Origin of the sequence: Flagellimonas flava, from assembly GCF_900129665.1 — a bacterium.
GTDB lineage: Bacteria > Bacteroidota > Bacteroidia > Flavobacteriales > Flavobacteriaceae > Flagellimonas > Flagellimonas flava.
In genome coordinates this window covers 217109-229627 of record NZ_FQWL01000003.1, presented here as the reverse complement: position 1 = coordinate 229627, position 12519 = coordinate 217109, and the positions used below count along the sequence as shown (strand labels likewise).

Genomic DNA, 12519 nt, shown 5'->3' with positions numbered 1-12519 from the left:
ATTACCAATACTTATTTTTGTATGAATCAATAACTATGGATTATCAAATTGAATTACGGCATTTTGTGTATTTCCTTGCTGTTGCAGAGGAGTTGCACTTCAGAAAGGCAGCAGAAAAGTTGTTCATTTCCCAACCGGGATTGAGTACGCAAATCAAACAAATGGAAGAAATCCTTGGCACACAGCTGTTTGTTCGAGACAAAAAAAAGGTTAGGTTGAGCCCGGCAGGGGCCTATCTTAAAGGAGAGGTGGAGTTTATACTCAATCATTTGGAACAGACCAAAAAACAGCTCAAATTGATTGATCAAGGTCATTTGGGAGAAATACGGATTGGGTTTTTGGGCTCAGCTATGCAGAATGTAGTGCCAAATTTACTGCTGGACTTAAAACAGGAATTTCCATTGATACACACCAGTCTGGAAGAACTGTCGAATAGGGCCCAAATCCGTGACATTTTGCACGATCAATTGGACCTTGGCTTTGTGCGGCTTTCGCGAGTGCCGAAGGGACTCAAGTTAAAACCGGTGTACGAGGATACTTTTTCCTTGGTATTGCCCCAAGACCATCCTTTGGATGCAAGTACCTTTAAAAATATCAAGCAGGTTTCGGAAGATGATTTCATTCTGTTTTCCCAAGATTACAGTCCACTATATTACGATACGGTAATCAGTATTTGTGAGGATGGCGGATTTAGTCCAAAGGTTTCGCATAAATCGGTGCATGCCCAGACCATATTCAAGTTGGTGGAAAACAAATTGGGGATTGCCATTGTACCGACCGCACTGCAGGACGGATTTCAAATGAAGGTGAAGTTTATTGAACTGAAACGTATCAAACAACGGGCAGTACTCTCCATGGTCTGGAAAGAGGATAACAGGAACCCGGCACTCAAAAATTGTATGGATTTGTTGCTGAAACCTTAGATAGAATAAGCTTGAAGCGTATCTTTATGATTCTAAATTGCTATTGATGATTTTTGACCTGATTCAGAACCGAAGAAGTGTATTTCCAGCACAATACAACAACAAGCCCATCTCAAAAGAAACCATTGAAAAGTTATTGGAAGCGGCCAATTGGGCGCCCAATCATAAGAAGACAGAACCCTGGAGGTTTAAAGTGGTCATGGGCGATAAAAGAGGGGAGTTGGGACAATTTCTGGCAAAAAAATACCAGGAGATAGATGCCAAGCCCAAGCAGGTTAAAATAAAAAAACTGCAGGAAAACCCCGTTAGGTCAGGTGCGGTGATAGCCATTTGCATGCAAAGAGACCCCGAAGAAAGCCTTCCAGAATGGGAAGAGTTGGCTGCAACGGCCATGGCCGTTCAAAATATGTGGTTGAGCTGTACTGAACTAGGAATTGGCTGCTATTGGAGCTCACCTGGATTGATCAAATATATGCACGAGTTTTTGGATTTGAACGAAGGCGAAAAGTGTTTGGGCTTCTTTTATATGGGGCATTATGATGGCGAACTTCCAACAGCTGAACGCAGACCGATGGAGGAGAAAGTGCAGTGGTTAGAATGAGAAAATATCTCCTGCATATTTTATGGCCACAACTATGAAAAAGACGAAGTAACCTGCGGTAATCACAAATTTTAAAAAAGTACCGGTCAAAAAGCCAATAAAAGACCCAAAGGCGGCCTTCATGGCGGTTTTTTGATCGGCCTTATTCAGCAGTTCTCCCACCAAGGCACCCACAAAAGGCCAGATAATAATGCCAAAAGGCCCTAAAATAGGCACAAAAATGGCAACTAACAGACCGATGATACTACCCCACATACCAGCCTTGCTTCCTCCAAATTTTTTAGTTCCTGCTGCGGGAATGACATAATCCAGTACTGTAATGCCAAGGGCCAGTATTAGCGTGCCGCCAAGAATCCACCAATTATCTGGTACCGCTTTGGTAAGATACAGCAACAAAAGTCCGACCCAGCTTACGGGTGGACCTGGAAGTACAGGAAGAAAACTGCCCAGAATACCAACCAGCATTAAGATAAAACCCAAAATCAGCAAAGCTATGTCCATACGATCTTTTGGTTATGAGACAAATATAGGGGCTAAATGTTACAGCGCGAAGAGCTCAGATTGTAAAATTTCTAGAAAGCCAAACTCCTCAAAAAATCGTAATTTCAGCGAAATTCTTGGGGCTGTATGCGGAAATTTTTGACGTTATTCTTTTTGGCTTTGCTCGCCTCCTGTGAACTTTTTATGTCCAAAGAGGACAAGACCAAGCAATTGGTCAATGAAGAACTGTTGGCCATTGATTGGAACGATGTAGATCAGTACCCGCTTTTTGAGGCCTGTGATGAGACCGTCAGCAAGGAAATACAAAGAGAATGTTTTCAGACCGAAATACTGAAAATTGCATCCAAGGCTTTGGACAGCTTGCGATTTGAGGTGCAACAAGATTTGGAGGATACCATATTTATTGACTTAGTTGTGGACGAGCATGGCTTTATTTCCATAGTCGATATTGAGGAAAAGCAGAATGTGCTGAACGAGATTGGGGATTTCAATACCCAAATATCCAACACTTTAAAGGACCTAACGGTAGCCCCAGCCTTAAAACGGGGAATTCCGGTTAGCCTACGTTTTAGAATCCCTATCGTTTTAAATACCCAGTAAGGACTTGGCTTCAGAAAAAATTATCTTAGGAATAGACCCGGGTACCACGGTGATGGGATTTGGAATCATCAAAGTGGTGAACAAGCGCATGCATTTTATCCAGATGAATGAATTGCTGCTACGTAAATATGATGATCCCTATACCAAACTAAAGCTAATTTTTGAGCGCACTTTGGAACTCATAGACACCTACCACCCAGATGAGATTGCAATTGAGGCGCCCTTTTTCGGAAAAAATGTACAGTCTATGCTCAAGTTGGGCAGGGCGCAAGGGGTGGCCATGGCGGCCGGACTATCACGTCAAATTCCGATTACGGAATATATGCCCAAGAAAATTAAAATGGCTATAACGGGGAATGGAAATGCGAGCAAAGAGCAGGTGGCCAAAATGCTTCAGGGTTTGCTCAACCTTAAGACCCTTCCAAAAAACTTGGACAGTACGGATGGACTGGCCGCCGCCGTTTGTCATTTTTATAATGAAGGTCGAGTGGAAGTGGGAAAGAGCTACACTGGATGGGAGGCCTTTGTGAAGCAGAACCCCAAAAAAATTAATAATTAAAAATTCATAATTATTAATTGTAATGTCAGGAATATATATCCACATCCCGTTTTGTAAACAGGCCTGTCATTATTGTGATTTCCACTTTTCCACCCAACTGAAAAAGAAAGTCCCTATGTTGGGAGCGTTAAAAAAAGAATTGGAGCTCCGCAAAAACGAATTGGGAGGGGAAATGGTAGATACCATTTATTTTGGAGGAGGTACTCCATCAGTCTTGGAAACCGATGAAATTAACGCGCTGATTGAAACCATCTATGACAACTATCAATGCACCGAGCAGCCAGAAATCACCCTTGAAGCGAATCCCGATGATTTATCCGGGAATCGGGTAGCGCAACTATCCAAAAGTCCAATAAATCGCTTGAGCATTGGCGTTCAATCTTTTTTTGAAGAGGACCTGAAATTGATGAACAGAGCGCATGACGCAGCGGAAGCCCGAAGTTGTATCGAAGAGGCCAAATCCCATTTTGACAATATTTCCATCGATCTCATCTATGGAATTCCGGGGATGATTGACAAGCGTTGGTTGGAAAATATTGAGACTGCGCTGTCCTATGACCTTCCGCATGTTTCCAGCTATGCCCTTACCGTTGAACCCAAGACCGCGCTAAAAAAATTTATAGACAAAGGCATTATGGATGATGTGGACGATGAACAGGCACAACGCCAGTTTTATATGCTGTTGGAGCAACTTGAAAACAGAGGGTACATTAATTATGAAATCTCCAACTTTGGCAAACCAGGCTATTTTTCAAGAAACAATACTTCGTATTGGAAAGGTAAAACCTATCTGGGTATTGGACCTTCAGCCCATTCATTTGACGGAAAGATCAGGGGGTGGAACGTTGCCAACAATACCTTATATATAAAGTCCCTGGAGCATGGTGAATTGCCCATGGAAAAGGAAACCCTATCGGTTAAAGATCAATACAACGAATATGTGATGACCGGACTTCGAACAGTTTGGGGTGTTTCCGAAAACAAGATTGCGTCCGACTTTGGACCTATGTACTTGGAATATTTCAGACAGCATGCGCAGAAATATTTGGACTCGGGTCATCTGCAACTTGAAACAGAGAACTGGGTGGCAACTAAAAAAGGAAAGTTTTTGGTGGACGGAATTGCCTCCGACCTTTTTATGATTAACTTGGAATCATGATCGCCACCATTAAGTTCAATTCAAAAACGTTCAGAATAGACCTTACCCAGCCCTTGGATATTTCTATACCTTTGAAAGGGGGGGCGTCCAATATCAACGCTTGGTATTTGGATTCGCCAGAAATCAAACCCCACCAAGAAGATGGGTTTATTGGAAAAGTATCTGAAGGTGCCCCGGTCAACTTTAATGATGTCTTCTTCAACCCCCACTCGCATGTGACGCACACAGAATGCCTGGGTCATATTACCAAAGCCTTTAATTCCATCAACCAAAACCTGAATACATATTTTTTTCTGACTGAAGTGATTACTGTGGCCCCGGAAAAGCAGGGAGACGATTTTGTAATCTCGGATAAGCAATTGCGATATGCATTGGGAAATAAAAAGAGGGATGCTTTGGTAATTCGCACCATACCCAATCTGGAAACTAAGCGTTCGGTGGACTATTCCAATACCAACCCGCCATATCTGTTACAGGAAGCTACAAAATATTTGGTGGACAAAGGAATCAACCATTTGTTGATTGATCTTCCCTCCGTAGATCGGGAAAAGGACGATGGGAAACTTTTGTCCCATAAAGCATTTTGGGACGTGGATGGCCAACCGAGAAAGAGTGCCACCATTACCGAATTTATTTATGTGCCGAATACAGTGGAGGACGGCTGCTATTTTCTGAATTTACAGGTAGCCCCATTTGAAAATGATGCCAGTCCAAGTAGACCCGTACTATACAAACCACTTGATTGATGTTTTCTGAAACTTTATATATTTAGGTATGGACAATCTTCTGGATACTTTGTTAGGTCTTGTACTGGGTGCCATTTTAATGTATTGGCTGTTTTCTTTTTTTAGGAAAAAGAAAAGTAAGGATGTTACCAAGCAACAATCCACCGTGCTTTTGGATAAGATCAAGAGCGTCTGCAAATTGGTGTCTGTTGAAGGCGATTTTGCTGAAATCTATAACTACGAGAATACCAAGGAAGGCTTTTTTAGCTTGTTGAGCAGTAAAAAAAAGGCGTTGATCATTGTAAAGGCAAAAGCGCACATTGGATATGATCTCTCCAAACTGAACCTCAAGGCAGATGAGGAAAAGAAAACCATCATCCTTGGTAATTTTCCAGAACCTGAAGTGCTTTCCATAGAACCGGACCTTCAGTTTTATGATATTAAAAACGGTTTGTTCAACAGCTTTTCACCAGACGATTTGACCAACCTTAACCAAGAGGCTAAGGACCATGTCAGGCAAAAGATACCAGATAGTGGATTAATGGATACCGCTAGGAAAGAAGCATTGCAAGCCGTACTTTTGGTAGAGAAGATTGTGGAGACCATAGGCTGGACCTTGGATTATTCCGCACTTGAAATTTCCAGTTCAGAAAAAAGATCCATAGAAGCGTAAGCCATGAGAAACCTTATACTAACCCTTTTTATTGTTGGCGTAACGACCAGCACCTTTGCACAAACCAAAGACAGCATGAAAAATTTTGATCCTGCTTTTGCCCATACCGTATATTTCTGGTTTAAAGATCCTGACAATACATCCGATAGGGCATTGTTTGAAGCTTCGCTTAAGAAGTTTCTGCAACATTCCCAATTTGCGAAAACCAACTTTATCGGTAAGCCGCCTGTGGCCACTAGGGATGTTGTGGACGGTTCGTTCACCTATTCCCTTATAGTCACCTTTGAATCGGCGGAAGCACAAGAAGGCTACCAAAAGGAACAAGCGCATCTTACCTTTATAGAGGAATGTAAGCATCTTTGGGAAAAGGTTATCGTCTATGATTCTTTTGGAATAGCGGAATGAATGTAGAGCAACTTAGGGAACTTTGTATCTCCAAAAAAGGTGTGACAGAGGAATTTCCTTTTGATGAAAGTACATTGGTGTTTAAGGTAATGGGCAAAATGTTTGCCCTTATTGCACTGGAACGCAAACCGCCACAATGTAATTTAAAATGTGACCCGGAAAAGGCCATTGGACTTAGGGAAGAATATGATGGGGATATTATCCAAGGATATCATATGAGCAAAAAGCATTGGAACACCTTGTTGTTGGATAACCTTCCACCAAAGCTGATTGTGGAGCTGTTGGAGCATTCCTATGAACTGGTGGTTTCCGGCCTTACAAAAAAGCTGAAAGAGGCCTTGTCTGGAATGGAATAGTCCAAAAAACCGGAATAGGTTCACCGATAGTAATCTACAGTTCGTCGATAGTTTTTTTAGGTTTAACCATTTTGTAGTCTTTTTCTGATTAGTATTTTAGACATTTGAACCTTAAACTGAAAGATCATGAATGTGCTGTTCATAGAGGACGATATGATAGAGACCATGAAATTGCAACGTGCGATTTCCAAGTTTCAAACCAAACATCAGATTACTGAGGCTAAAAATGGAGAAGAAGCTTTGGAAATTTTGAAGGATGGGAGCTTGCCCGATATCATCTTGTTGGACCTTAACATGCCTCGAATGAGCGGAATAGAATTTCTTCAAGTGCTTAAGGCTGATGAACGGTTAAAATATTTGCCAACAATCATTTTGACCACATCCGAAAATCGGGTAGATCTTCTAAAATGTTTTGAGATCGGTATCGCTGGATATATCATAAAGCCTTTAAAATATGAGGATTACGAATCCAAACTTCAAAAGGTTTTTGAATATTGGGAAATCAGCGAATTGATCAAACGCTAACAAAATTCACGTTTTCACAACATTCTTTTTTATATAAGGTAGTACAATTCCTACTTTTAAATCATAATATTCTGTATTGTGAAAGGAATTGTATTTACCGAGTTTTTGGAAATGGTCGAATCCTCTTATGGATTGGAGACCGTGGATGCCCTTATTGAAAATTGTAAACTTCCCTCCGGAGGTGCCTACACCTCTGTTGGCACATACGACTTCAATGAGATGGTGACCTTGCTGACCGAATTGGGAAAGGTAACCGGAATTGCCCATGAAAAACTGTTGTATTCTTTTGGGCATTACCTTTTTAATGGTCTGGTATCTGCACACCCTGAAGTGGTGACAAGTTATAAAAATCCCATTGGGTTACTTACCTGTATTGAGGATCATATCCATGTTCATGTTAGAAAACTCTATCCGGATGCAGAACTCCCCCAATTCAAAATTCTTTCTAAAACGGAAAACTCTTTGGAGATGATTTATCAATCGTCCCGTGGTCTTTATGCCTTGGCACATGGCCTTATCGAAAAAACATTTGAGCACTTTGGGAAAACGGTTCAAGTAGATTATAAACTTTTAGAGGAAAACGGCACCGAGGTCAAGTTTGCCATTGTCCAAAATGGATAGTAACGAAATCACCATATTAAAACGCGCATTGGCCAGGGAAAAGAGGGCCAGAAAAAGTGCTGAAACACTTTTGGAAAACAAAGCCAAAGAGCTTTACGACGCTTCCCTTCATTTAAAGGAAGCCAACGGTAAGTTGGAATCCATATTAAACAAAAAAGGAAGTAGGATAGACAGCGCATTCGTAAATATTATTGACCCCTATGTGGTCATGGATATGATGACCAACGTCATCAATATGAACGTTTCTGCAAAGGAGTTTTTAGGATATGATCATACCAAGGAGGAACTTCAGTTGTCCAATTTGGTGCACCCGGATTACATCGAATACACCGCAGAATCGTTCCAAACCTTACTTCAAGTGGGCATTCTAAAAAACTACTCGGCAAAAATAATTACCAAGAATGGCGAGGAGAAGTATGTCAACATCAATGCCAGTCTTATTTATAATGAAACAGGTCAACCGATAGCTGCTCAGGGTGTTATAAGGGACATTACCCAAGAAGTAGAAATTAGAAAACTCTTGGAGGATCAAAAAAAGCAGCAGGACATCATTGTTGAAAATTCGTCTTTAGGTATCCTATTGATTGTAAACGACAAAATTATCAAGGCCAATAAGTCCTTTGTGGATCTTTTGGGCTATTCCGAGGTTGAGCTTAAAAAACTGACCATCAATGATGTTTCCTCCCTTGAGGACAGCAACCTTTATGAAGATTTATTGCGAAAGAGTATTGAGGATGATACCAAGAAATTTTCCATTGTTCGAAAGTTTTATAAAAAGAATGGGGAAACCTTATATGGGAAAACTTCAATGAGCTCGGTAGTGGATGCCGACGGAAACATAGAATATAGTGTTGCGATGATAGAGGACATTACCCGAAAAAAAATAGCGGAGGAGAAAATTAAAGCATCCGAAGAAAGGATGGCCACCCTAATCAAAAACCTTCAGACGGGAATCCTGTTGGAAGATCAGGACCGCAAGATTGTCTTGGCGAACCAAAAGTTCTGCGACCTTTTTGGAATTCCGGTTTCACCGGATGTTCTTAAAGGAGTGGACAGTGAAAAATCGATTCATAAATACAAGAAAATGTTCTTGGAGCCGGATACCGCACTGAACCGAATCGGTCATGTTGTGAAGAAAAAAGAAGTTGTCACAGCAGATGAAATGGAATTGGTGGACGGCCGAACTTTTGAGCGCGACTACATTCCGCTTTTCAACAACAGTGTGTACCAAGGTCATTTATGGAGTTATAACGACGTAACCCTCCGAAAGAATTATAGAAGAAATCTTGAAATCCAGAAGGAAAAGTATAGTAGTATCATCGCCAATATGAATCTGGGCTTGGTAGAGGTGGATATTGATGGGAATATTCTCATGGTGAACCAGAGTTTTAGTGATATGATCGGGTACACCATCGATGAATTGATAGGCCGGAACCTGTATGAAGCCATGCCAATCATATCCAGCGAAGGGGATGAACTGAAACTTCAGACCAAAAAGAAAAGGGAAGGAATTTCAGATTCCTATGAAGTGGCCGTTAAAGTTGCCAACGGAGAGAAAAGGTTTTGGTTGGTAAGTGGGGCTCCAAGGTACGATGATGCCGGAAACATCATTGGCTCAATCGGGGTTCACCTGGACATAACGGACCAAAAAAGCCTGGAACTGCAGAAAGAAAACCTACTTCGGGAACTGGAAGCAAGTAATAAAGGGTTACAAGAGTATGCACATATCGTTTCGCACGATCTAAAGTCCCCACTTAGAAGTGTAAGTGCTTTGGCTACATGGCTTTATGACGACTACAAGGATACCCTTGACGAAAATGGCAGGTACAATCTTAAGATGATGCAAGAGAAAATTGAGGGCATGGATAAACTGATAACTGGAATTTTGAAGTATTCCACCGTAAACAGTGATGTTCTTGATGATACCCAAGTGGATGTAAACGAGGTAATAAAAGACATTAGTGAGATTATCTACATTCCTGAAAATGTAGAAATAAAGGCTAAAAAGAAACTGCCGACTATTCAGGCCGATAAAACAAAAATCCATCAATTGTTCCAGAACTTTTTGAGCAATGCAGTGGTAAACATTGAAAAAGAGGATGGACTTGTTGAGATTGATTACAAAGAAGATACTACACATTGGGAGTTCAGTGTCAAGGATAATGGAGTGGGAATTCCAGAAGAGTACCACGAAAAGATCTTTCAAATTTTCCAGTCCATTGGGAACAAGGAGCGTTCTACCGGGATTGGGCTCTCTATCGTAAAAAAAATCATCGATAGATATAATGGAAAAGTCTGGCTGGAAAGCGAGATTGGAAAAGGAACCACCTTTTACTTCACATTACAGAAACAACCTAAAAACAAGGAAAAATGAAATTAAATCAGGCGAAACGCTTAAAAGGCGGAACATGGGAATTTATACAGGATCAACCCTTAAAAGAACCCTTGGTATTGATATTTGGGGATAGGTTTTTATTGGAATCTGAAAACTTATTCCAGGAAATCCGGGATTTATATCCCGATGGACATCTTGTTTTTGGGTCTACTTCCGGTGAAATTATGGAAACCAATGTTTACGAGGAAAGTATCACCTTAACCGCTATAGAATTTGAGCATACGAAGTTTTCCATCATTAGCGAAAACATTAAGGATTATGTGGATATCGGAAAAATGGGAGCTTCCATTTCCAACCAATTCAGGATGGAGGAACTCAATCATCTTTTTATCGTATCGGACGGAAGTTTTGTCAACGGAAGTGGCCTCATAGAAGGACTGGAATCTGTAGAAGGATTTAGCGCATCCATAACGGGTGGACTGTGTGGCGATGGTGCTCGTTTTGAGAAGACATTGACCTCATACAACGAAAATCCCAAACAGGGCGAGGTCGTGGCCATTGGTTTCTACGGGGAAGAATTGGAAGTGAGCTATGCAAATTTTGGAGGTTGGACCCCTTTCGGCCCAGAACGTACCATTACCCGATCCGAGGGGAATGTACTGTTCGAGATTGATGGTAAACCGGCATTGGATCTCTACAAAAAATATCTGGGTGAAAAAGCAAATGAACTCCCCCAGGCTGCATTGCTCTATCCACTTACCGTGCAGCAAACGGAAAGCTCTGAACCCTTGGTACGGACCATTTTGAATATTGACGAAAAAGAAAATTCAATGATTTTGGCCGGGGATGTTCCCATGCATTCTAAGGTACAATTAATGATGTCAACCACGGATGACATTGCGGAAGGAGCCTCGAGCGCTGCGGAACTGGCCATGCGCGGTAGAAAGAAAAAACCCGAGCTTGCCATTTTGGTCAGTTGTGTGGGAAGAAAATTGGTATTGGACCAACGCACCGAGGATGAAATAGAAGAGGTAGCCGAAGTAATTGGAGAGCAAGCCAGCATAGCAGGCTTTTATTCTTATGGGGAAATGGCACCTTTTGCCGGAAAGAACGAGTGCCAATTGCACAACCAAACCATGACATTAACCTTATTGAGTGAATAAATGCATTCCCTGCTTAAAAGACAAATAAGAAAACTCTTGGCCAAAGATTGGGCAGAGCATCCAGAATTGGAAGCTTTCTTTGATGCGGTGGACAGGTCGTATTCAGACTTTGATGAAAAGTTGAAAATGACCCAAAGAGCATCGTCTTTAGGCTTGGAGGAATTGTATTTGGCCAACCAAAGACTCAACCGGGAAACGGAAAGTCAGCGTAAGGTGTTGGAGTCACTAAGCAAGGCTGTGGCCTCAATGCAGGACAAGACCAGTGATCGTATCAATGGGTTGGACTTTAATCCGCAACAGTTGGTTGAAGATATTGAGAAACAGGCGCACAAATTGGTGAAAATGACCGCGGAAAAGGACATGCTCTTGAGAAACTTGGAGCAGCAAAACGAGTCCTTGAACAATTACGCACATATGGTTTCGCACGATCTAAAATCGCCCATCCGAAATGTACATTCTCTAGTAAGTTGGGTTTTTGACGATGCGAAAAAAGCCTTTAAAGCCGAAAGTCAGGAAAACGTGCAACTCATTTTTCAGAACCTGGCCAAAATGGATAGCCTGATCGATGGTATCCTTAGGCACTCCACCATAGATTCCATACAGGAAAATGCCGTAGTGGTGGATCTGAACCTTATGATCGATGAGATTGAACGGACCATTTTTGTCCCCGATAATATCACCATTAAAAGAAGTAAGAACCTACCAAAAATATATACTGGAAAGTATCGCATAGAACAATTGTTCAAGAATCTTATTACCAATGCCATAACCGCTACGGAGCATAAGGAAGATGGTTGTATCATGATTGATGTAAAAGAGGAAAAGGACGGATGGCTATTTAGCATCACGGACAACGGCAAGGGCATACCAAAACACCTTCAGACCGGAATTTTTGGAATGTTCAAGAAGTTGGAGAACAGTGCTGGCGCAACTGGAATTGGACTGGCTTTGGTGAAGAAAATTGTAAACTATTATAAAGGGGATATATGGTTGTCCTCTGAAGAAGATAGGGGAACTACCTTCTTTTTTACCATTAAAAACATACAAGATGGCTGAAATACCCAACCTTGATTATATAAAGGAAATTTCCGGAGGAAATGAGGAATTCGAGAAAAAATTCCTAAACATTATCCAGACGGAGTTTCCCAAGGAAATGAATGATTATTTGGATTTTTTGGAATCCAACGATTTGGAGGAATCTGCCAAAATCGTTCACAAGATCAAACATAAGTTGGGTATTTTGGGCCTTACGGGAGGATACAAATTGGCCATAAAATATGAGGAAGACCTTAAATATGGCAATACCAATCTCAGAGAAGAATTTCAGGAGATTTTGGCGGCGGTAGAGGAGTTTATTTTAAAAATAGCGTAAA

General features: G+C 41.4%; 16 protein-coding genes. 15 read left to right on the top strand and 1 reads right to left on the bottom strand.

The window, feature by feature from the left end:
- Nucleotides 1-35: 35 nt before the first annotated feature.
- Both BUC10_RS10660 and BUC10_RS10655 read left to right on the top strand, forming a co-directional pair.
- The gene (locus BUC10_RS10660; protein WP_073179361.1) at nt 36-923 is read left to right on the top strand and encodes a LysR family transcriptional regulator; all 888 of its coding nucleotides are present in this window, start codon (nt 36-38) and stop codon (nt 921-923) included.
- Nucleotides 924-969: 46 nt separating this feature from the next.
- Complete coding sequence (locus BUC10_RS10655; RefSeq protein WP_073179358.1) at nt 970-1524, top strand: nitroreductase family protein; 555 nt, start codon at nt 970-972, stop codon at nt 1522-1524.
- Here BUC10_RS10655 and BUC10_RS10650 read toward each other — a convergent pair.
- Entirely contained in the window at nt 1516-2025 is a 510-nt protein-coding gene (locus BUC10_RS10650; RefSeq protein ID WP_073179356.1) for a DUF456 domain-containing protein, read from the bottom strand. The two genes, BUC10_RS10655 and BUC10_RS10650, sit on opposite strands and share 9 nt — an antisense overlap.
- 126 nt (nt 2026-2151) lie before the next feature.
- Between BUC10_RS10650 and BUC10_RS10645 the strand changes: the two genes are divergently transcribed.
- The 13 genes from BUC10_RS10645 (at nt 2152) to BUC10_RS10585 (ending at nt 12518) form a co-directional block, all read left to right on the top strand.
- The gene (locus BUC10_RS10645) at nt 2152-2625 is read left to right on the top strand and encodes a hypothetical protein (RefSeq protein WP_073179353.1); all 474 of its coding nucleotides are present in this window, start codon (nt 2152-2154) and stop codon (nt 2623-2625) included.
- A gap of 4 nt (nt 2626-2629) precedes the next feature.
- Complete coding sequence (ruvC, locus tag BUC10_RS10640) at nt 2630-3184, top strand: crossover junction endodeoxyribonuclease RuvC (RefSeq protein WP_073179351.1); 555 nt, start codon at nt 2630-2632, stop codon at nt 3182-3184.
- 22 nt (nt 3185-3206) lie between these two features.
- Entirely contained in the window at nt 3207-4343 is a 1137-nt protein-coding gene (gene hemW / locus BUC10_RS10635) for a radical SAM family heme chaperone HemW (protein ID WP_073179348.1), read from the top strand.
- Nucleotides 4340-5089: a cyclase family protein gene (locus tag BUC10_RS10630; RefSeq protein ID WP_073179346.1), complete on the top strand. Its 750-nt coding sequence runs from the start codon at nt 4340-4342 to the stop codon at nt 5087-5089. The genes hemW and BUC10_RS10630 overlap by 4 nt, the downstream gene beginning before the upstream one ends.
- Nucleotides 5090-5117: 28 nt before the next feature.
- Nucleotides 5118-5741: a DUF4230 domain-containing protein gene (locus tag BUC10_RS10625; RefSeq protein WP_073179344.1), complete on the top strand. Its 624-nt coding sequence runs from the start codon at nt 5118-5120 to the stop codon at nt 5739-5741.
- Between the two features lie 3 nt (nt 5742-5744).
- Nucleotides 5745-6146 carry a Dabb family protein gene (locus BUC10_RS10620; protein WP_073179342.1) on the top strand — a complete coding sequence of 134 codons (402 nt, stop codon included), beginning with the start codon at nt 5745-5747 and terminating at the stop codon, nt 6144-6146.
- Nucleotides 6143-6502 (top strand): MmcQ/YjbR family DNA-binding protein, encoded by a 360-nt coding sequence (locus BUC10_RS10615; RefSeq protein WP_073179339.1) that lies wholly within the window; start codon nt 6143-6145, stop codon nt 6500-6502. Before BUC10_RS10620 ends, BUC10_RS10615 begins: the two co-directional genes overlap by 4 nt.
- Nucleotides 6503-6628: 126 nt before the next feature.
- On the top strand, nt 6629-7027 hold the full coding sequence (locus tag BUC10_RS10610; RefSeq protein WP_073179337.1) for a response regulator: 399 nt from the start codon (nt 6629-6631) through the stop codon (nt 7025-7027).
- A 78-nt stretch (nt 7028-7105) separates the two neighbouring features.
- Nucleotides 7106-7648: a heme NO-binding domain-containing protein gene (locus BUC10_RS10605; RefSeq protein WP_073179334.1), complete on the top strand. Its 543-nt coding sequence runs from the start codon at nt 7106-7108 to the stop codon at nt 7646-7648.
- Complete coding sequence (locus BUC10_RS10600) at nt 7641-10022, top strand: PAS domain-containing sensor histidine kinase (RefSeq protein WP_073180085.1); 2382 nt, start codon at nt 7641-7643, stop codon at nt 10020-10022. Before BUC10_RS10605 ends, BUC10_RS10600 begins: the two co-directional genes overlap by 8 nt.
- Nucleotides 10019-11146 (top strand): FIST signal transduction protein, encoded by a 1128-nt coding sequence (locus BUC10_RS10595; RefSeq protein WP_073179332.1) that lies wholly within the window; start codon nt 10019-10021, stop codon nt 11144-11146. Before BUC10_RS10600 ends, BUC10_RS10595 begins: the two co-directional genes overlap by 4 nt.
- Nucleotides 11147-12202, top strand: a complete 1056-nt coding sequence (locus tag BUC10_RS10590) for a sensor histidine kinase (protein ID WP_073179329.1) — start codon at nt 11147-11149, stop codon at nt 12200-12202.
- The gene (locus BUC10_RS10585) at nt 12195-12518 is read left to right on the top strand and encodes an Hpt domain-containing protein (RefSeq protein ID WP_073179327.1); all 324 of its coding nucleotides are present in this window, start codon (nt 12195-12197) and stop codon (nt 12516-12518) included. Before BUC10_RS10590 ends, BUC10_RS10585 begins: the two co-directional genes overlap by 8 nt.
- The last annotated feature ends 1 nt before the right edge of the window (nt 12519 follow it).